Source organism: Paramixta manurensis, assembly GCF_013285385.1.
In the GTDB taxonomy this organism is placed as follows: Bacteria; Pseudomonadota; Gammaproteobacteria; order Enterobacterales; family Enterobacteriaceae; genus Paramixta; species Paramixta manurensis.
The window spans coordinates 412,913-431,587 of record NZ_CP054212.1 but is presented as its reverse complement, the minus strand read 5'-3'; the positions used below and the strand labels follow the sequence as shown (position 1 = coordinate 431,587).

Annotated in this window: 33 protein-coding genes; 5 read left to right on the top strand and 28 right to left on the bottom strand. The window is 50.5% G+C overall.

The features are described from left to right. Positions 1 to 16: 16 nt before the first annotated feature. The gene (gene smg / locus PMPD1_RS02090) at positions 17 to 490 is read right to left on the bottom strand and encodes a DUF494 family protein Smg (protein ID WP_173632493.1); all 474 of its coding nucleotides are present in this window, start codon (positions 488 to 490) and stop codon (positions 17 to 19) included. Further along, positions 462 to 1,586, bottom strand: coding sequence for a DNA-protecting protein DprA (dprA, locus tag PMPD1_RS02085; RefSeq protein WP_173632492.1), 1,125 nt, complete (start codon positions 1,584 to 1,586; stop codon positions 462 to 464). The genes smg and dprA overlap by 29 nt, the downstream gene beginning before the upstream one ends. A gap of 128 nt (positions 1,587 to 1,714) precedes the next feature. On the opposite strand from dprA, the gene def reads away from it, so the two are divergent. The 5 genes from def (at position 1,715) to mscL (ending at position 6,503) form a co-directional block, all read left to right on the top strand. Beyond that, positions 1,715 to 2,224, top strand: coding sequence for a peptide deformylase (gene def / locus PMPD1_RS02080; RefSeq protein ID WP_173632491.1), 510 nt, complete (start codon positions 1,715 to 1,717; stop codon positions 2,222 to 2,224). Positions 2,225 to 2,245: 21 nt separating this feature from the next. Beyond that, entirely contained in the window at positions 2,246 to 3,193 is a 948-nt protein-coding gene (gene fmt / locus PMPD1_RS02075; RefSeq protein WP_173632490.1) for a methionyl-tRNA formyltransferase, read from the top strand. Between the two features lie 49 nt (positions 3,194 to 3,242). Beyond that, positions 3,243 to 4,532: a 16S rRNA (cytosine(967)-C(5))-methyltransferase RsmB gene (gene rsmB, locus PMPD1_RS02070; protein WP_173632489.1), complete on the top strand. Its 1,290-nt coding sequence runs from the start codon at positions 3,243 to 3,245 to the stop codon at positions 4,530 to 4,532. A 51-nt stretch (positions 4,533 to 4,583) separates the two neighbouring features. Further along, positions 4,584 to 5,960, top strand: coding sequence for a Trk system potassium transporter TrkA (gene trkA, locus PMPD1_RS02065; protein WP_173632488.1), 1,377 nt, complete (start codon positions 4,584 to 4,586; stop codon positions 5,958 to 5,960). 132 nt (positions 5,961 to 6,092) lie between these two features. Continuing rightward, a complete protein-coding gene (gene mscL / locus PMPD1_RS02060) occupies positions 6,093 to 6,503 on the top strand; it encodes a large-conductance mechanosensitive channel protein MscL (RefSeq protein ID WP_173632487.1) in 411 nt (136 codons plus the stop codon). Here mscL and PMPD1_RS02055 read toward each other — a convergent pair. The 26 genes from PMPD1_RS02055 to rpsS all read right to left on the bottom strand — a co-directional run bounded on the left by PMPD1_RS02055 (position 6,478) and on the right by rpsS (position 18,666). Beyond that, the gene (locus tag PMPD1_RS02055) at positions 6,478 to 6,777 is read right to left on the bottom strand and encodes an alternative ribosome-rescue factor A (RefSeq protein WP_173632486.1); all 300 of its coding nucleotides are present in this window, start codon (positions 6,775 to 6,777) and stop codon (positions 6,478 to 6,480) included. The genes mscL and PMPD1_RS02055 overlap by 26 nt on opposite strands. Before the next feature lie 52 nt (positions 6,778 to 6,829). Continuing rightward, positions 6,830 to 7,267 (bottom strand): Zn(2+)-responsive transcriptional regulator, encoded by a 438-nt coding sequence (gene zntR, locus PMPD1_RS02050; protein WP_173632485.1) that lies wholly within the window; start codon positions 7,265 to 7,267, stop codon positions 6,830 to 6,832. After that, the gene (locus PMPD1_RS02045) at positions 7,267 to 7,638 is read right to left on the bottom strand and encodes a DnaJ family domain-containing protein (RefSeq protein WP_173632484.1); all 372 of its coding nucleotides are present in this window, start codon (positions 7,636 to 7,638) and stop codon (positions 7,267 to 7,269) included. The genes zntR and PMPD1_RS02045 overlap by 1 nt, the downstream gene beginning before the upstream one ends. Before the next feature lie 119 nt (positions 7,639 to 7,757). Further along, positions 7,758 to 8,144, bottom strand: coding sequence for a 50S ribosomal protein L17 (gene rplQ, locus PMPD1_RS02040; RefSeq protein ID WP_003850180.1), 387 nt, complete (start codon positions 8,142 to 8,144; stop codon positions 7,758 to 7,760). Between the two features lie 40 nt (positions 8,145 to 8,184). Next, on the bottom strand, positions 8,185 to 9,174 hold the full coding sequence (locus tag PMPD1_RS02035; RefSeq protein ID WP_007891688.1) for a DNA-directed RNA polymerase subunit alpha: 990 nt from the start codon (positions 9,172 to 9,174) through the stop codon (positions 8,185 to 8,187). Between the two features lie 25 nt (positions 9,175 to 9,199). Continuing rightward, complete coding sequence (rpsD, locus tag PMPD1_RS02030; protein ID WP_173632483.1) at positions 9,200 to 9,820, bottom strand: 30S ribosomal protein S4; 621 nt, start codon at positions 9,818 to 9,820, stop codon at positions 9,200 to 9,202. A gap of 31 nt (positions 9,821 to 9,851) precedes the next feature. Then, entirely contained in the window at positions 9,852 to 10,241 is a 390-nt protein-coding gene (rpsK, locus tag PMPD1_RS02025; RefSeq protein ID WP_004160563.1) for a 30S ribosomal protein S11, read from the bottom strand. A gap of 16 nt (positions 10,242 to 10,257) precedes the next feature. After that, entirely contained in the window at positions 10,258 to 10,614 is a 357-nt protein-coding gene (rpsM, locus tag PMPD1_RS02020) for a 30S ribosomal protein S13 (protein WP_173632482.1), read from the bottom strand. 143 nt (positions 10,615 to 10,757) lie between these two features. Next, on the bottom strand, positions 10,758 to 10,874 hold the full coding sequence (rpmJ, locus tag PMPD1_RS02015; RefSeq protein WP_004160566.1) for a 50S ribosomal protein L36: 117 nt from the start codon (positions 10,872 to 10,874) through the stop codon (positions 10,758 to 10,760). Between the two features lie 32 nt (positions 10,875 to 10,906). After that, on the bottom strand, positions 10,907 to 12,238 hold the full coding sequence (gene secY / locus PMPD1_RS02010) for a preprotein translocase subunit SecY (RefSeq protein WP_173632481.1): 1,332 nt from the start codon (positions 12,236 to 12,238) through the stop codon (positions 10,907 to 10,909). Between the two features lie 8 nt (positions 12,239 to 12,246). Continuing rightward, positions 12,247 to 12,681 carry a 50S ribosomal protein L15 gene (gene rplO / locus PMPD1_RS02005; protein ID WP_173632480.1) on the bottom strand — a complete coding sequence of 145 codons (435 nt, stop codon included), beginning with the start codon at positions 12,679 to 12,681 and terminating at the stop codon, positions 12,247 to 12,249. A gap of 3 nt (positions 12,682 to 12,684) precedes the next feature. After that, entirely contained in the window at positions 12,685 to 12,864 is a 180-nt protein-coding gene (gene rpmD / locus PMPD1_RS02000; RefSeq protein WP_173632479.1) for a 50S ribosomal protein L30, read from the bottom strand. Positions 12,865 to 12,869: 5 nt separating this feature from the next. Further along, a complete protein-coding gene (rpsE, locus tag PMPD1_RS01995) occupies positions 12,870 to 13,370 on the bottom strand; it encodes a 30S ribosomal protein S5 (protein ID WP_052902745.1) in 501 nt (166 codons plus the stop codon). Positions 13,371 to 13,384: 14 nt separating this feature from the next. After that, positions 13,385 to 13,738 (bottom strand): 50S ribosomal protein L18, encoded by a 354-nt coding sequence (rplR, locus tag PMPD1_RS01990; RefSeq protein ID WP_072933456.1) that lies wholly within the window; start codon positions 13,736 to 13,738, stop codon positions 13,385 to 13,387. A 9-nt stretch (positions 13,739 to 13,747) separates the two neighbouring features. After that, on the bottom strand, positions 13,748 to 14,281 hold the full coding sequence (gene rplF / locus PMPD1_RS01985; protein WP_173632478.1) for a 50S ribosomal protein L6: 534 nt from the start codon (positions 14,279 to 14,281) through the stop codon (positions 13,748 to 13,750). An 11-nt stretch (positions 14,282 to 14,292) separates the two neighbouring features. Further along, positions 14,293 to 14,685, bottom strand: a complete 393-nt coding sequence (gene rpsH / locus PMPD1_RS01980; protein ID WP_020322766.1) for a 30S ribosomal protein S8 — start codon at positions 14,683 to 14,685, stop codon at positions 14,293 to 14,295. Positions 14,686 to 14,715: 30 nt separating this feature from the next. Beyond that, a complete protein-coding gene (gene rpsN, locus PMPD1_RS01975) occupies positions 14,716 to 15,021 on the bottom strand; it encodes a 30S ribosomal protein S14 (protein ID WP_067709941.1) in 306 nt (101 codons plus the stop codon). 15 nt (positions 15,022 to 15,036) lie between these two features. Continuing rightward, on the bottom strand, positions 15,037 to 15,576 hold the full coding sequence (gene rplE / locus PMPD1_RS01970; RefSeq protein ID WP_031376676.1) for a 50S ribosomal protein L5: 540 nt from the start codon (positions 15,574 to 15,576) through the stop codon (positions 15,037 to 15,039). Positions 15,577 to 15,590: 14 nt separating this feature from the next. Then, positions 15,591 to 15,905, bottom strand: a complete 315-nt coding sequence (gene rplX / locus PMPD1_RS01965) for a 50S ribosomal protein L24 (RefSeq protein WP_173632477.1) — start codon at positions 15,903 to 15,905, stop codon at positions 15,591 to 15,593. Between the two features lie 10 nt (positions 15,906 to 15,915). After that, positions 15,916 to 16,287 (bottom strand): 50S ribosomal protein L14, encoded by a 372-nt coding sequence (gene rplN, locus PMPD1_RS01960; protein WP_173632476.1) that lies wholly within the window; start codon positions 16,285 to 16,287, stop codon positions 15,916 to 15,918. A gap of 166 nt (positions 16,288 to 16,453) precedes the next feature. Further along, positions 16,454 to 16,708, bottom strand: a complete 255-nt coding sequence (gene rpsQ, locus PMPD1_RS01955) for a 30S ribosomal protein S17 (RefSeq protein ID WP_010618568.1) — start codon at positions 16,706 to 16,708, stop codon at positions 16,454 to 16,456. After that, the gene (gene rpmC / locus PMPD1_RS01950) at positions 16,708 to 16,899 is read right to left on the bottom strand and encodes a 50S ribosomal protein L29 (protein ID WP_024966580.1); all 192 of its coding nucleotides are present in this window, start codon (positions 16,897 to 16,899) and stop codon (positions 16,708 to 16,710) included. The genes rpsQ and rpmC overlap by 1 nt, the downstream gene beginning before the upstream one ends. Next, the gene (gene rplP / locus PMPD1_RS01945) at positions 16,899 to 17,309 is read right to left on the bottom strand and encodes a 50S ribosomal protein L16 (protein ID WP_008927134.1); all 411 of its coding nucleotides are present in this window, start codon (positions 17,307 to 17,309) and stop codon (positions 16,899 to 16,901) included. Before rplP ends, rpmC begins: the two co-directional genes overlap by 1 nt. Before the next feature lie 12 nt (positions 17,310 to 17,321). Beyond that, the gene (gene rpsC, locus PMPD1_RS01940) at positions 17,322 to 18,023 is read right to left on the bottom strand and encodes a 30S ribosomal protein S3 (protein ID WP_038629758.1); all 702 of its coding nucleotides are present in this window, start codon (positions 18,021 to 18,023) and stop codon (positions 17,322 to 17,324) included. Positions 18,024 to 18,040: 17 nt separating this feature from the next. Beyond that, a complete protein-coding gene (rplV, locus tag PMPD1_RS01935; RefSeq protein WP_173632475.1) occupies positions 18,041 to 18,373 on the bottom strand; it encodes a 50S ribosomal protein L22 in 333 nt (110 codons plus the stop codon). A gap of 14 nt (positions 18,374 to 18,387) precedes the next feature. Beyond that, positions 18,388 to 18,666, bottom strand: coding sequence for a 30S ribosomal protein S19 (rpsS, locus tag PMPD1_RS01930; RefSeq protein ID WP_004929772.1), 279 nt, complete (start codon positions 18,664 to 18,666; stop codon positions 18,388 to 18,390). Positions 18,667 to 18,675: the final 9 nt, after the last annotated feature.

Below are 18,675 nucleotides of genomic sequence, written 5' to 3'. Positions count from 1 at the left end.
TACACGAAAGCCAGCTTCAGTGCAGCATTCCCTCATTGGCGTCAAAAAGAAGTTCTTCCATTTGCTGATAAGCGTTTTCACATCCCGGGATGTTGAACAACACCATCAGCACCACCCATTTGAGATCGTCCAGGTCAAACTCAAGCGTATCCAACGCCATAATTCGCTCAATAACCATCTCTCGCGTTTCCAGATTAAGCACCTGAATTTGCTCCAGGAACAAAATAAAACCGCGACAGCTCGCATCAAGGCGCTGGCACTCTTCCTCGGTGTAGATACGCATCGAGAGCGGATCGGTCGCCAAAAGAATCGGCGCCACGAGGCCGTCCTGATAATCCGCCAGTTTTTCCAACCAGTTCAACGCATTATAAATATCTTCGCGATGAAAACCCGCATCAGTTAAATCATCTGTCAACTTATCCTGATCAACGCGCATCTCTGCTTCGCTGTGGATATAGGTTTCAAATAAGTACATTAGTACGTCGAACATGGCATGCCCTCCTCAATCGGACATAGCCGCCGGGTACAGCTGCGATCCATCCTGCTAACTCCAGCTCAAGCAGTTTCACTACGATGGCTGGCACAGGTTGGCCGGCACGTTCAGCGACGACGTCAACAGGTGTAACCTCATCTCCTACGTTAGCCAACACCTCAGCAAATGGCAATGGAACATCCACTTTGTCTGACGAATATATTGCGTCCTGTGGCAAAAAAGGTAGCCAGTTAAGCCCGCTATGTACCTGTTCGAGGATATTATTCGGATGCGCGACCAATAATGCGCCCTGCTGAATCAACCAATGTCCGCCTTCACTACCGGTATTGCCCAATGCGCCAGGCAATGCATAAACATCCCGATTTTGCTCAATGGCATGCCGCGCGGTAACCAGCGAGCCACTGTTTAATGATGCTTCTACCACCAGCACACCTAAACTCAAACCGCTAATGATCCGGTTACGGCGCGGAAAATTATGCGCAAAAGGCGGTAAATCCAGAGGAAACTCGGAAACCACCGCACCACCGTTATCAACAATCTCTCGCGCCAATGCTTTATGCCGTGCCGGATAAAGCTGCTGTAAACCGCTTCCTAATACCGCCACGGTATGACCGTTCACCGCCAACGCCGCACGATGCGCTACGCCATCAATACCTCGCGCCAGACCACTGGTAATCGTTAGACCGCTGAGTGCCAACGTTTCGGCAAACCAACTCCCCCACTGACGGCCATAGTGAGTGCAATCACGGCTACCCACCACGGCAATCTGCGGCCTGCTCAGCGCTTGCGGATCGCCATTAACAAACAGTAAAGCAGGAAAGCTCGCAATATTGCGGAGCTGCTCAGGATACGCCGCGCTATCTGCGGTTAAGCAATGGTGTCCTGGCGTTTCCAGCCAGCGCCACGTCCTTTCCAACACGGCACCGGGACACGCTAGAAACTGGCTGACCTGAGGCTCGTCCAACCCGGCAGCGTTTAATGCCTCTCTGTCAACCACCGCCCGTTTCAGCAATGCTTGTGCGGCATCCAGAACACGTTGACCACCAAAGCCTTTTATCGCGCTAAGGCGCAACCAAATCTCCATGGCTATCATCCCACTCTCCCTGATGCGGATAGCGCCGGAAGGCGGCGCGCCTGGCGAGGAATGCTGTCAATCAGCACGTGAAATGTCTACAATATAGTGATAATTCTTTTCCCCCTTGAATACAGATCTGGAAAGTTATGTCAGTTTTGCAGGTATTACATTATCCGGACGAGCGCCTGCGCATCGTCGCCCAGCCCGTAAAAGAAGTGAATGCGGATATTCAGCGTATTGTGGATGATATGTTTGAAACCATGTACGCCGAAGAAGGCATCGGTCTGGCAGCCACCCAGGTGGATATCCATCAGCGTATCATTGTGATTGACGTGTCGGAAAATCGCGATGAACGCTTGGTGTTAATCAACCCCGAGTTGCTGGAAAAGCACGGTGAGACGGGTATTGAAGAAGGATGCCTGTCGATTCCGGAACAGCGTGCCTTAGTTCCGCGCTCTGAAACGGTAAAGATTCGTGCTCTGGATCGCGAAGGGAAGCCCTTTGAGTTGGAAACTGACGGTCTGCTGGCCATTTGTATCCAGCATGAGATGGATCATTTGGTGGGTAAATTGTTTATTGATTATCTCTCGCCGTTAAAACGCCAGCGGATTCGTCAAAAACTGGAAAAACTGGCGCGTATGAATGCGCGTGCTTAACCGTCTATCAAAGGGAACAGTGTGTCCGAATCGTTGAAAATTATCTTCGCCGGAACTCCTGACTTCGCAGCGCGTCACCTTGACGCGCTGCTGTCTTCTGAGCATCAAGTGGTTGGCGTGTTTACCCAACCTGATCGCCCGTCAGGGCGTGGTAATAAGCTCACGCCAGGACCGGTAAAATTACTGGCTCAACAGCACAATATCCCGGTCTTCCAACCCAAGTCACTGCGCCCTGAAGAGCATCAGCAATGGGTTGCCGATCTCCACGCGGATGTGATGGTGGTGGTGGCTTACGGATTATTGTTGCCGAAGGCGGTGTTAGCAATGCCGCGTCTTGGCTGCATCAACGTACACGGTTCGCTATTACCCCGCTGGCGCGGCGCGGCGCCTATTCAGCGCGCGCTGTGGGCCGGAGATCAAGAAACCGGCGTGACAATTATGCAAATGGACGTTGGCTTAGATACCGGCGACATGTTGTACAAGCTCTCCTGTCCGATCGATGCCGAAGATACCAGCGCTAGCCTGTACCAAAAACTGGCTGAAATTGGGCCGCAAGGTCTACTCGCCACATTAGCACAGTTGGCAAACGGCAGTGCGATCGCGCAAGCGCAGGATAATGCACAGGCCAACTACGCGGAAAAATTGAGTAAAGAAGAGGCTCGTCTCGACTGGTCGCTCCCCGCCGCCCAATTGGAACGCTGCATCCGCGCCTTTAACCCTTGGCCTGTCAGCTATTTTCTGGTTGACGATCAGCCCATAAAGGTATGGAAAGCCAGCGTGCTGCCACACCATGCAGGACAATGCCCTGGTACCATTGTGGCAGCAAATAAACAGGGCATTCAGGTCGCGACTAGCGACGGTATACTCAACCTTGAAGAGCTTCAGCCTGCCGGTAAAAAGGCGATGAAAGCACAAGACCTGCTCAATTCTCGCCGTGAATGGTTCACCCAAGGCGCATTGCTGTCCTGATCTCGTCGCCCGACGCTCTGGTCGGGCTTCTACTTATGGCGATCTTAGAATGAAAAAACAGTCCAACCTCCGCAGCCTTGCCGCACAAACAATTGAGCGCGTTATCGAACAGGGACAATCCCTCAGCACTGTGCTGCCTGCCGCGCAAAAAAAGCTCGCCGAAAAAGATAGCGCATTACTGCAGGAACTCTGTTTTGGCGTATTACGCACGCTGCCGCAACTGGAAGGCATTATTGGCGCGTTGATGGCGCGCCCGATGACCGGCAAACAACGTTCCATTCATTTCCTGATTATGGTCGGGTTATATCAACTGATTTATACCCGCATCCCGCCACATGCCGCCTTGGCTGAAACGGTGGAAGGTGCCGTTGCGCTCCAGCGTCCGCAGTTGAAAGGGCTGATTAACGGTGTGCTACGCCAGTTTCAACGCCAACAGGATGAGTTATTGGCAAACGTGAAAACCGGGCCACAGCAGTACCTGCACCCAGGCTGGCTGTTGACCCGTTTCCAGCAAGCATGGCCGGATCACTGGGAGCAAATTGTCGAAGCGAACAATCAGCGCCCACCCATGTGGCTGCGCGTTAATCGTCAACATCACTCCCGCGATGCCTGGCTGGCACTATTACGTGAAAGCGGAAAAAATGCCGAACCACATCCCTATATCGCCGATGCCTTACGCCTTGATACACCTAGCGCTGTAAGCCAGTTACCCGGGTTTGAACGAGGTTGGGTGACGGTGCAAGATGCTTCCGCGCAGGGATGTGTGGCGCTACTCGACCCTCAGGACGGCGAATATATTCTTGACCTTTGCGCCGCGCCGGGAGGTAAAACCACCCATATTCTGGAAGCCGCTCCGGGTGCGGAAGTGCTGGCGGTGGATGTCGATGCGCAGCGTCTGGCGCGTGTCAGCGAAAACCTTCGCCGCCTGAATATGCAGGCCGAAGTACGTCAGGGAGATGGACGGACTCCGGAAAAATGGAGCGATGAACGGCTGTTTGATCGTATTTTGTTGGATGCGCCCTGCTCAGCCACTGGCGTTATCCGCCGCCATCCCGATATTAAATGGTTGCGCCGTAATACAGATATTGATGAGTTAGCCACACTACAACGAGAAATTTTGGACGCCATCTGGCCGCGATTAAAATCTGGTGGAACGTTGCTATACGCCACTTGCTCAATTTTACCGGAAGAAAACCATCTACAAATCAGCGCATTTCTCAACCGGCACACCGATGCGGGCTTGGTACCGCTCAGTGATGACCCTCAGCCTGGACGACAAGTTTTTCCGCATCCTGAAGGCGGTGATGGTTTCTTTTACGCTAAGCTAATAAAAAATTAAGTTTGGCACGTAATCTCGGGTATTTTCGGCTATGAATAAGCTGGTACGACAATGAAAATAATTATTCTTGGCGCCGGTCAGGTTGGCGGTACGTTGGCAGAAAACCTGGTAGGCGAGAACAACGACATTACCGTAGTAGATACTGATCCGACGCGCTTACGTCAATTGCAGGATAAATTCGATCTGCGTGTAGTGCAGGGGCACGGTTCTCATCCACGCGTGCTGCGCGAAGCAGGCGCGGAAGATGCGGATATGCTGGTTGCCGTCACCAGTTCAGATGAAACCAATATGATCGCCTGTCAGGTCGCTTATTCATTGTTCAATACGCCAAACCGCATCGCCCGCATCCGTGCCGTGGATTACGTCCGCGATGCGGAAAAGTTATTTGTCCCGGAAGCGGTACCTATTGACCATCTGATCGCGCCCGAGCAATTAGTTATCGATAATATTTATCGCCTTATCGAATACCCCGGCGCGTTGCAAGTGGTTAACTTCGCCGAAGGGAAAGTCAGTCTGGCGGCGGTTAAAGCTTATTATGGCGGCCCGTTGGTGGGTAATGCGCTGTCGATTATGCGGGAACATATGCCGCATATTGATACGCGTGTGGCGGCCATCTTCCGCCAGGATCGTCCTATCCGGCCACAAGGCTCAACCATCGTCGAAGCGGGCGATGAAGTCTTTTTTATCGCTGCCAGTCAACATATCCGCGCGGTAATGAGCGAACTCCAGCGGCTGGAGAAGCCCTATAAACGTATTATGCTGGTTGGTGGCGGTAATATTGGTTTTGGTCTGGCGCAGCGGCTGGAGAAAAACTACAGCGTGAAACTGATTGAGCGCAGCCCTCAGCGCGCCGCTGAATTAGCCGAACGCCTTCAGGACACCATTGTGTTTTATGGCGATGCTTCCGATCAGGAACTGTTGATCGAGGAGCATATCGATCAGGTAGATCTGTTTATCGCCGTTACCAATGATGATGAAGCCAATATTATGTCTGCGATGTTGGCAAAAAAGATGGGCGCAAAAAAGGTTATGGTATTGATCCAACGGCGTGCATACGTCGATCTAGTGCAGGGTAGCGTGATCGATATTGCAATTTCGCCGCAGCAGGCCACCATTTCCGCGCTACTAGGCCACGTTCGTAAAGCGGATATCGTTAGCGTTTCTTCATTGCGACGCGGTATTGCAGAAGCCATTGAAGCAATCGCACATGGCGATGAAACCACGTCACGCGTAGTTGGCCGCTTGATCGATGATATTAAGCTTCCACCAGGCACCATTATTGGTGCAGTGGTACGCGGCGATGATGTAATGATCGCCAATGATAATTTACGTATCGAACAGGGCGACCATGTCATTATGTTCCTGACAGATAAAAAGTTTGTGCCGGATGTAGAACGCTTGTTCCAGCCGAGTCCGTTTTTCCTGTAATATTTTTTTGGCAGACTATCGGCGTAGTTTGATTATTTCGGGTAGCAATTATTTAGCTTATTACACATTAGCAATGGCAAAGTGTGAGGCGTTTGTTAAACTTTAGGCGTTGGTAAAGGAAAGGAGATAACTATGAGTTTTTTCAAAGAGTTTCGCGATTTCGCCATGCGCGGTAATGTTGTTGACCTTGCTGTCGGTGTCATCATTGGTGCTGCATTTGGTAAAATTGTCTCTTCACTGGTAGCAAATATTATTATGCCGCCACTGGGTCTATTGATTGGTGGTATCGATTTTAAGCAGTTCCATTGGATACTCAAACCTGCAGAAGGCGCAACGCCGGCAGTGGTTATGGAATATGGTGTCTTTATTCAGTCGATTTTTGACTTCATTATTGTGGCGCTGGCTATTTTTGTTGCCATTAAACTGATGAATAAACTGTACCAAAAGAAAGAAGTTGAGAAACCGGTAGAAGGGCCAAGCGCAGAGGAAGTTTTGCTGACGGAAATCCGCGATCTGCTCAAGCAGCAGAATACCAAAATCTAATTGGATCAACTCGCCGTTTAGCCTGTACCCGCCGCCTGCTTTCAAAGATGAAGGCAGGCAGTATTAAATCCGCAGCAAAAAGCAGAAAGCCAGTGGTAAAGCTGACTTTACCACTGGCCTCCTGATGGCCTTTCTTCGCATGTTTCTCTTTCCTTCGATAGCTGCCTTTGCCTTTTTGATTCACTTCAATACGCCTGCGAAATAACGGATCGTGTAACAACGCCTCAAGCGCATTATCACGGATGACACCTTTTTTATGCTGATAACCTGACATACAGACTCCTTAGTATTTGGAGGCGAAAATATAAGCGCTGGCCTATAAAAAATCAACAATGATGATGAAGCCCAGACTCGCGCCCGGCGGCCCCAGACTCGAGCGCCTCAAGAATAGAACAATAAGCGCTACTGTGTTCACTACCGCAGCAAGCGGCGCTTAATCGCTGAAGGGATTGCTGCATATGCTGTAGTTCAGCGATGCGGGACTCGACTTCACTAAGCCGCGACTGAACAATATTTTTTGATTCCTGGCAGGTATGATGTTCAGGATCAACCCGAATGGATAGCAGCTCACGGATCGCGTCAAGCGTAAACCCCAATTGCCGTGCGTAGCGGATAAACCGGAGACGTCGCAGGTCATTTTCCCCGTACAAACGAAACCCGCCTTCGGTGCGTACTTCATGATCCATCATTTGCTGCTTTTCGTAATAACGAATGGTATCTGGCGTTACATCAGCCAGTTTCGCCAATTGCCCAATCCGATACATTATTCCTCCTGTATAAAACGTTGACGTAAAGCCTGCCGGTACTCTCCACGCAGAAACTCGGTACTCATGCCCGCTTGTTTGAGTTTACTCTCTAACAAGCGCAACCGACGTTCGTTAACATGATACTCATCGCTTTGCGGATCCAACCCGCTCAGTAATTTTTCAAGCTCAACGGCTTCGCGTCGTGTTTCCAATTCCGGCGGTAGAAATCCGGCGTTTTTCAATAACCGGTATCCGGCACGAAGTTCAGGCGGTACATGGCTATCATCATCCAGGACCAGCGGCGCGCCTTCACCCGGTAGCCCCTGTAGCTCACCTTTCTCCTGCGCTGCACGAATGTGCTGTTCCGCAAGTTGATCAATTAGCCACATGAAATTTTGCCGTTATTGCGAGTAATCGAGTGGATAGCATAACGCAAGGGAGAGAAGTAATGATGGGAATTTGGTTATAAAAAAACCGGGCAAGCCCGGTTTTTTTACGTTACAGCAGATTACTCTGCTGCAGCTTCTGCTTGAGCTTCTGGACGATCAACCAGCTCGATGTAAGCCATCGGAGCGTTGTCACCAGCACGGAAGCCACACTTCAGAATGCGAGTGTAACCACCGGCACGGCTCGCGAAACGCGGGCCCAGCTCGTTAAACAGTTTTGCCACAATCTCGTTATCACGAGTACGGGCGAATGCCAGACGACGATTAGCTACGCTGTCGGTCTTGGCAAGAGTAATCAGCGGCTCAACTACACGACGCAGCTCTTTCGCTTTCGGCAGGGTCGTCTTGATGATCTCATGACGAACCAAAGAGCCAGCCATGTTGCGGAACATAGCCTGACGATGGCTGCTGTTACGGTTCAGTTGACGACCACTCTTACGATGGCGCATGACCTTATCCTTCTCAGTGAAACCTTAACCTGTGATCGGGTTATTCATCAGCAATGCTTGCCGGTGGCCAGTTTTCCAGGCGCATGCCCAGAGACAGACCACGTGAGGCCAGCACGTCTTTAATCTCAGTAAGAGATTTTTTACCAAGGTTAGGCGTTTTCAACAGCTCAACCTCGGTACGCTGTACCAGATCACCGATGTAGTGGATAGCTTCTGCCTTAAGGCAGTTAGCAGAGCGGACAGTCAATTCCAGATCGTCAACAGGGCGCAGCAGGATCGGATCGAACTCTGGTTTCTCTTCTTTCACTTCCGGTTGACGTACATCACGTAAATCAACGAAAGCTTCCAGTTGTTCTGCCAGGATGGTTGCCGCACGACGAATCGCCTCTTCAGGATCGATAGTGCCGTTGGTTTCCATTTCGATGACCAGCTTGTCCAGGTCGGTACGCTGTTCTACACGCGCAGCTTCAACATTGTAGGCGATACGGTCTACAGGGCTGTAGCAGGCGTCAACCAACAGACGTCCAATCGGGCGCTCATCTTCTTCCGAATGAATTCGGGCAGAAGCCGGCACATAACCACGACCACGCTGAACTTTGATGCGCATGCTAATTGATGCGTTTTCATCGGTCAGATGGCAGATCACATGCTGCGGCTTGACGATTTCGACATCACCATCATGGGTGATATCGGCTGCAGTCACAGGGCCAATGCCAGATTTATTCAAGGTCAGGATAACTTCATCTTTACCCTGAACTCTTACCGCCAGCCCTTTCAGGTTGAGAAGGATCTCAAGGATATCTTCCTGAACGCCTTCTTTGGTGCTGTACTCATGCAGTACACCATCAATTTCAACCTCGGTCACCGCGCAACCCGGCATTGATGAAAGCAGAATACGGCGCAGTGCGTTACCAAGAGTGTGACCAAAGCCACGCTCTAATGGTTCAAGGGTCACCTTGGCGTGCGTCGAACTCACTTGCTCGATATCTACCAGGCGCGGTTTTAGAAACTCTGTCACAGAACCCTGCATTGTGTCCTCTCTTTGGTACTAAGCTTTACTTGGAGTAAAGCTCGACGATCAGGTGTTCGTTAATGTCCGCAGACAGATCAGAACGCTCCGGCTTACGCTTGAACGTGCCTTCCATCTTAGTCGCATCAACTTCCAGCCAGGTTGGCTTTTCACGCTGCTCAGCCAGCTCCAGAGCGGCCTTCACGCGAGACTGCTTTTTGGCTTTCTCGCGGATGCTAACAACGTCATTCGGAGATACCTGATAAGAAGCGATGTTAACAACGCGGCCGTTTACCATTACAGATTTATGGCTAACCAACTGACGTGCTTCTGCACGAGTAGCGCCAAAGCCCATACGGTAAACTACGTTATCCAGACGACCTTCCAGCAGAGCTAACAGGTTTTCACCGGTGTTGCCTTTCAGACGTGCTGCTTCTTTATAATAGTTACGGAACTGACGCTCCAGCACACCGTAGATACGGCGAACTTTTTGCTTTTCACGTAACTGTACACCATAGTCAGACAGACGCGGTTTACGCGCACCGTGCTGGCCAGGAGCTTGTTCAATCTTACACTTGGAATCAATCGCGCGAACGCCAGACTTAAGGAATAAGTCTGTGCCCTCACGACGGCTCAGCTTGAGCTTAGGACCCAAATATCTTGCCATTTTCTTTCTCCAACATTCCTAAAAACGGGCGTTATACGCGACGTTTTTTCGGCGGACGACAACCGTTGTGAGGGATCGGAGTCACATCAGTAATATTAGTGATGCGGAAACCAGCGGCGTTCAGAGCACGAATAGTAGATTCGCGACCCGGACCCGGACCCTTAACCATAACTTCCAGGTTCTTAATACCGTAATCTTTCACGGCTTCTGCGCAACGCTCTGCGGCCACCTGGGCTGCGAACGGCGTAGATTTACGAGAACCACGGAAACCGGAACCACCGGCTGTTGCCCAACCCAGCGCGTTACCCTGACGATCGGTAATGGTCACGATGGTGTTGTTAAAAGAAGCATGGACATGAGCCACGCCGTCGGAGACTTGTTTTCTTACACGCTTACGTGCACGAACTGGTGCCTTTGCCATTATTCAATCACCCCGATTATTTCTTGATCGGTTTGCGCGGACCCTTACGGGTACGGGCGTTGGTCTTGGTACGCTGTCCGCGAACCGGGAGACCACGACGATGACGCAAACCACGATAGCAACCAAGGTCCATTAGACGCTTGATGCTCAGGGTGACTTCACGGCGCAGATCGCCTTCAACGGCGAACTTAGCAACTGCATCACGCAGCAAGTCGATTTGCTCTTCAGACAGCTCACTGATCTTAACATCTTCAGCGATTCCCGTAGAGGCGCAGATGGCCTGAGAACGGGTCTTGCCGATACCGTAGATCGAAGTTAATGCGATCACAGTGTGTTTATGATCAGGAATGTTAATGCCTGCTATACGGGCCACTATGCACTCCTATAATTTCATTATGCGCTCCATGCTGAAAAGCCCGTTTTCAGGATACTCAAATGGAAACGCATAGACATACAAAAGATTGGCTGGCTAATCTAGCCAGCTCAACCCAACTTTGCAAGAAAAATATGTGAAAATCAGCCTTGGCGCTGTTTATGCTTTGGCTCGGCGCTACAAATCACACGTACAACACCGTCGCGACGGATGATTTTGCAGTTACGACATAATTTCTTGACGGAAGCACGAACTTTCATTTTTACTCTCCGTAACTTCTCAGCCACCTGAATTAACGGCCGTAGCCCTTCAGGTTCGCTTTCTTCAATGCAGACTCGTACTGACTCGACATCATCAGAGTTTGCACTTGAGCCATAAAGTCCATGATGACAACCACTACGATCAGCAGTGAAGTACCGCCGAAGTAGAATGGAACCTTCATCGCATCACGCATGAACTCCGGGATAAGGCAGATGAAAGTAATGTACAGTGCGCCAACCAAAGTTAAACGCGTCATTACTTTATCGATATACTTCGCCGTTTGCTCTCCCGGACGAATTCCTGGTACAAATGCACCAGACTTCTTCAGGTTATCTGCTGTTTCACGCGGGTTGAAAACCAACGCCGTGTAAAAGAAACAGAAGAAGATGATTGCAGTCGCATAGAGTAGCACATATAGCGGCTGTCCTGGTTGCAAATACAACGAAATAGTTGTCAACCAGTTCCAACCGGTACCGCCCCCGAACCATGACGCGATGGTTGCCGGGAACAGGATAATACTGGAAGCGAAGATCGCCGGGATAACCCCTGCCATGTTCACTTTCAGCGGTAAATGTGTGCTCTGTGCAGCATAGACACGACGGCCTTGCTGACGTTTCGCATAGTTCACCACAATGCGGCGTTGACCACGCTCAACGAAAACAACGAAGAAGGTCACTGCAAATACGAGAACTGCAACCAACAGCAACAGGAGGAAGTGCAGGTCGCCTTGACGCGCTTGCTCGATGGTATGGCCAATGGCCGGCGGCAACCCCGCAACAATACCCGCGAAGATAATGATCGAGATACCGTTACCGATACCTCGTTCAGTAATCTGCTCGCCTAACCACATCAGGAACATCGTTCCGGTGACCAGGCTCACAACAGCGGTAAAGTAGAATGCAAAACCTGGGTTTAAAACCAAGCCCTGCATGCCAGGCATATTGGGTAAACCGGTAGCAATACCGATTGACTGAAATATACCTAATACCAAAGTTCCGTAGCGGGTGTACTGGCTAATCTTACGACGACCAGCCTCCCCTTCTTTCTTAATTTCTGCCAGCGCGGGATGAACCACGGTCAGCAGCTGGATAATAATAGATGCCGAAATATACGGCATGATACCCAGAGCAAAGATAGAAGCACGGCTAAGAGCACCACCAGAGAACATGTTAAACATTTCAATGATGGTGCCACGCTGTTGTTCAAGCAATTTGGCAAGGACAGTGGCATCAATACCAGGGATCGGAATAAAAGAACCAATGCGGAACACAATTAGCGCACCAATTACAAACAAAAGTCTGCGTTTTAGTTCGCCAAAACCGCCCTTGGCACTTTGAAAATCTAATCCTGGTTGCTTAGCCATGAGCTCACTTATTCCTCAATTTTACCGCCAGCAGCTTCGATTGCAGCACGAGCGCCTTTAGTGACACGCAGACCGCGCACGGTTACCGGTGCAGAAACTTCACCAGATAGAATCACTTTCGCGAACTCAATCTGAATACCGATAATGTTAGCCGCTTTCAGCGTGTTCAGGTCGACGATACCGCCTTCCACTTTCGCCAGGTCAGACAGGCGAACTTCCGCCGTGATCATCGCTTTGCGAGAGGTGAAACCGAATTTCGGCAGACGACGGTACAGAGGCATCTGACCGCCTTCGAAACCGCGACGTACGCCACCGCCAGAACGAGACTTCTGACCTTTGTGACCACGACCACCGGTTTTACCGAGGCCAGAACCAATACCACGACCCAGACGTTTCGGTGCGTGTTTAGACCCTTCGGCCGGAGACAGAGTATTTAAACGCATCTGTTACTCCTCCACTTTAACCATGTAGGAAATCGCGTTAACCATACCACGTACAGCCGGCGTATCTTCACGCTCTACGGTATGACCAATGCGACGCAATCCTAAGCCAGTCAGCGTTGCCTTATGTTTCGGCAGACGACCGATTGAACTACGGGTTTGAGTAATTTTAATAGTCTTTGCCATGGTCATTACCCCAGAATTTCTTCAACGGATTTACCACGCTTGGCAGCGACCATTTCTGGAGAATTCATATTGGCCAGGCCATCCAGTGTTGCACGAACCACGTTAATCGGGTTGGTGGAACCATAGGCTTTAGCCAGAACGTTATGAACCCCAGCGACTTCCAGAACGGCGCGCATTGCACCACCGGCAATGATACCGGTACCTTCTGAAGCCGGCTGCATGAACACGCGGGAACCCGTGTGAACACCTTTAACAGGGTGTTGCAGGGTGCCGTTGGTCAGCGCGACGTTAATCATATTGCGACGGGCTTTTTCCATCGCTTTCTGGATCGCTGCCGGAACTTCACGCGCTTTACCGTAACCAAAACCGATGCGACCGTTACCATCACCTACCACTGTCAGTGCAGTGAAGGAGAAAATACGACCACCTTTAACGGTTTTCGATACGCGATTTACCGCGATCAGCTTTTCCTGCAGTTCGCCAGCTTGTTTCTCGATGTGTGCCATCTTACACCTCTACCTTAGAACTGAAGGCCAGCTTCACGAGCAGCATCTGCCAGTGCCTGGACGCGACCATGATATTGGAACCCGGAACGGTCGAAAGAAACATCTTTGATGCCTTTTTCCAACGCGCGCTCAGCAATAGCTTTACCTACTGCAGCCGCTGCGTCTTTGTTACCGGTATACTTCAGTTGTTCAGTGATAGCTTTTTCTACAGTAGAAGCAGCAACCAGAACTTCAGAACCGTTTGGTGCGATTACCTGTGCGTAAATATGACGCGGGGTACGATGTACCACCAGGCGAGTAGCACCCAGCTCTTTGAGCTTGCGACGTGCGCGGGTCGCACGACGGATACGAGCAGATTTCTTATCCATAGTGTTACCTTACTTCTTCTTAGCCTCTTTGGTACGCACGACTTCGTCGGCGTAACGAACACCCTTGCCTTTGTAAGGCTCAGGACGACGGTAGGCGCGCAAGTCAGCTGCAACCTGGCCGATCATCTGCTTATCAGCGCCTTTCAGCACGATTTCAGTCTGGGTCGGACACTCTGCAGTGATACCCGCAGGCAGTTCGTGATCAACCGGGTGAGAAAAACCCAGTGACAAGTTCACGAGATTGCCTTTAATGGCAGCACGATAACCTACACCAACCAGCTGCAGCTTCTTAGTGAAGCCTTCGGTAACACCGATAACCATTGAGTTCAGCAGTGCGCGAGCAGTACCCGCCTGTGCCCAGCCGTCAACAAAACCTTCGCGCGGAGCGAAAGTCAGTGCGTTGTCAGCATGTTTAACTTCAACAGCATCATTGATAGTACGAGTCAGCTCGCCGTTTTTACCTTTAATCGAAATAACCTGACCGTTGAGTTTTACCTCTACGCCGGCAGGAATGACGACAGGTGCTTTAGCAACACGAGACATTCTTTCCTCCGTTAAGCTACGTAGCAGATAATTTCGCCACCAAGACCAGCCTGGCGCGCTGCACGATCGGTCATAACACCTTTAGAGGTAGAAATAACAGCGATGCCCAGCCCTGCCATTACTTTTGGCAGTTCGTCTTTGCGCTTATAAATACGCAGACCTGGACGGCTTACACGCTGAATGCTTTCTACCACAGCCTTGCCCTGGAAATACTTAAGAGTCAGTTCCAGTTCAGGCTTGGTGTCGCCTTCGATTTTAAATTCTTCAATATAACCTTCTTCCTTCAGCACGTTGGCAATTGCCACTTTCAGCTTGGAGGAAGGCATGGTGACCGCAACTTTGTTCGCGGCTTGACCGTTACGGATACGGGTCAGCATATCCGCGATCGGATCTTGCATGCTCATCTGTCTTTACTCCCGTGATTCAATTGGTAATTACCAGCTAGCCTTTTTCAGACCCGGAATTTCACCGCGCATAGCGGCTTCACGGACCTTGATACGGCTCAACCCGAACTTCCGCAGGAAAGCGTGCGGACGGCCAGTTTGGCGGCAGCGGTTACGCTGACGGGACGGGCTGGAATCACGCGGCAGAGTCTGCAGCTTAAGAACAGCATTCCAACGTTCTTCGTCGGATGAGTTCACACTAGAGATAATAGCTTTTAATTCCTCGCGTTTAGCGCGGTATTTATCAGCCAGTTTTACGCGAACGACTTCGCGTGCTTTCATTGATTGCTTTGCCATGAACGTAACCCTGGTTTACTTGCGGAACGGGAAGTCAAAGGCAGCCAGCAGAGCACGGCCTTCATCGTCAGATTTCGCAGTAGTGGTAATGGTGATATCCAAACCACGAACGCGATCGACTTTGTCATAGTCGATTTCTGGGAAGATGATCTGCTCACGAACGCCCATGCTGTAGTTACCACGACCATCGAATGACTTGGCAGACAAGCCACGGAAGTCACGGATACGCGGTACAGCAATAGTGATCAGACGCTCAAAGAACTCCCACATACGTTCGCCACGCAGAGTTACTTTACAGCCGATCGGATAGCCCTGGCGGATTTTGAAGCCTGCAACAGATTTGCGTGCTTTGGTGACCAACGGTTTTTGACCGGAGATTGCTGCCAGGTCCGCTGCTGCGTTATCCAGCAGTTTCTTGTCAGCGATCGCTTCACCAACACCCATGTTCAGGGTGATCTTCTCGACCCGAGGGACTTGCATGACAGAATTGTAGCCAAACTCAGTCATGAGTTTTTGGACTACCTCGTCTTTGTAGTAATCATGCAGTTTCGCCATCGTACTACTCCAAATTACTTGATAGTTTCGCTATTAGACTTGAAGAAACGGACTTTTTTGCCGTCTTCGAATCTAAAGCCTACACGGTCAGCCTTACCAGTTGCCGTATTGAAGAGCGCAACGTTAGAAACCTGAATTGCAGCTTCTTTTTCAACGATGCCACCTGGTTGGTTCAGGGCCGGAACCGGCTTCTGATGTTTCTTAACCAGGTTGATACCTTCAACAATGACCTTACCAGAAGACAGGACATTTTTTACTTTACCGCGCTTACCTTTATCTTTACCGGTTAGCACAATAACTTCGTCATCGCGACGGATTTTAGCTGCCATTGCTCGCTCCTTAGAGTACTTCTGGTGCCAGAGAGATAATTTTCATGAACTTTTCATTACGAAGTTCACGAGTTACCGGCCCAAAAATACGCGTACCGATAGGTTGCTCGCTGTTATTGTTTAAAATAACGCATGCATTACCATCGAAGCGAATGACAGAACCGTCCGGGCGACGAACACCCTTCTTGGTGCGCACCACTACCGCCTTCAGGACATCACCTTTTTTCACCTTACCACGCGGAATTGCTTCCTTGATGGTAACTTTGATGATATCGCCGACGCCTGCGTAGCGACGGTGCGAGCCACCCAGAACCTTGATACACATTACGCGACGTGCACCGGAGTTGTCGGCGACGTTCAGCATAGTCTGTTCTTGGATCATTTTAGTGCTCCGCTAATGTCAACTACTACTTCGGGACCCAGAAACAGGTCGTTAGAAAGCCCCATAATTGAGGGCGCGGCATTATAACACCGGTTCTCGCATATGGGTAGAAAAAATAAACGGCTCTTGCGAGCCGTTTATTCAATTTTAAAGAGGGCAGATTCTATTACAGAATCGCTTTCTCTACAACGCGAACCAGCGTCCAAGACTTAGTCTTAGACAGCGGACGGGTTTCGCGGATTTCAACCACGTCACCAATACCGCATTCGTTGTTCTCGTCATGGATGTGCAGCTTAGTCGTACGCTTAATGAATTTACCGTAGATCGGGTGTTTCACGAAACGCTCGATAGCAACAACAGCAGATTTCTGCATCTTGTCACTAACAACACGACCTTGCAGAGTACGGATTTTATCGGTCATTACGCACCCGCCTTCTCAGTCAGTAAAGTCTTAACGCGTGCAACATCACGGCGAACATTCTTCAACAGATGAGTCTGTTGCAGTTGGCCAGATGCTGCCTGCATGCGCAGATTAAACTGCTCACGCAGTAGGTTAAGCAGCTCAGTGTTCAGCTCTTCAACGCTTTTTTCACGCAGCTCAGTTGCTTTCATTACATCACCGTCTTAGTTACAAAGGTGGTTTTGATAGGCAGTTTTGCTGCTGCCAGCTTGAATGCTTCACGGGCCAGCTCTTCCGGTACGCCGTCCATTTCATACAGGACTTTACCAGGCTGGATCAAGGCAACCCAATACTCCACGTTACCTTTACCTTTACCCATACGCACTTCCAGCGGCTTCTCGGTGATCGGTTTGTCCGGGAATACACGGATCCAGATCTTACCTTGACGCTTAACTGCACGGGTCATAGCACGACGTGCTGCTTCGATCTGACGGGCAGTCAGACGACCACGGCCAACAGCTTTCAGACCGAAAGTACCGAAGCTAACATCCGTACCGGCAGCCAGACCACGGTTGCGGCCTTTATGCACTTTACGGAATTTTGTACGCTTTGGTTGTAACATCAGCGACTCTCCTTACTTACGGCCTTTACGCTGCTGCTTTTTCGGTTGCGCAGCCGGTTTTTCCGGTTGTTCAACAGCAGCCATACCACCCAGGATCTCACCTTTGAAGATCCATACCTTAACGCCGATTACACCATAAGTGGTGTGCGCTTCTGAGGTGTTGTAATCAATGTCAGCACGCAGGGTGTGCAACGGCACACGACCTTCGCGGTACCATTCGGTACGTGCGATTTCAGCACCGCCAAGGCGGCCGCTAACTTCAACTTTAATACCTTTAGCGCCCAGACGCATTGCGTTCTGTACAGCACGCTTCATCGCACGACGGAACATCACACGACGCTCCAGCTGTGAAGTGATGCTGTCAGCAACCAATTTTGCGTCCAGTTCCGGTTTACGGACTTCGGCGATATTGATCTGTGCAGGCACGCCAGCGATGTTCGCGACGACCGTGCGCAGTTTTTCTACGTCTTCACCTTTTTTACCGATAACGATACCCGGGCGAGCAGTGTGAATGGTCACACGGATGCTTTTAGCCGGACGCTCGATAACGATACGAGATACAGACGCTTTAGCCAGTTCTTTAGTCAGGAACTGACGGACTTTAAAGTCGCTGTCCAGGTTGTCAGCGAATTCTTTGGTATTGGCGAACCAGGTAGAGTTCCAGGGTTTAACAATACCCAGGCGAATACCATTAGGATGTACTTTCTGACCCATTGCTAGTCTCCAGAGTCTCAGCGATCGGACACAACCACAGTAATGTGGCTGGTGCGCTTCAGGATGCGATCTGCACGACCTTTCGCACGCGGCATAACACGCTTCATGCTTGGGCCTTCGTCAACGAAGATTTTCGTGACTTTTAGATCATCAATGTCAGCGCCATCGTTGTGTTCGGCGTTAGCAATGGCAGATTCCAGAACTTTCTTGACCAGTACAGCCGCTTTCTTGTTGGTGTACGTCAAAATTTCCAGAGCCTGCGACACTTTCTTACCGCGTACCAGATCCGCTACCAGGCGAACCTTTTGAGCAGAAGAACGAGCGTGGCGATGTTTAGCGATAGTTTCCATCTCTTCCTCCTGCCTTAGCGTTTCTTAGCTTTCTTATCAGCTGCGTGACCGCGATAAGTACGAGTCGGTGCAAATTCACCCAGTTTGTGACCGACCATTTCATCGGAAACAAAAACAGGAACGTGCTGACGACCATTATGGACAGCGATGGTCAAACCGATCATGTTAGGGAAGATCGTTGAACGACGGGACCAGGTGCGCAGGGGCTTCTTGTCTCCGCTTTCCACCGCTTTCTCTACCTTCTTCAGCAAGTGCAGGTCAATAAAAGGACCTTTCTTGAGAGAACGTGGCATGGCTTATCC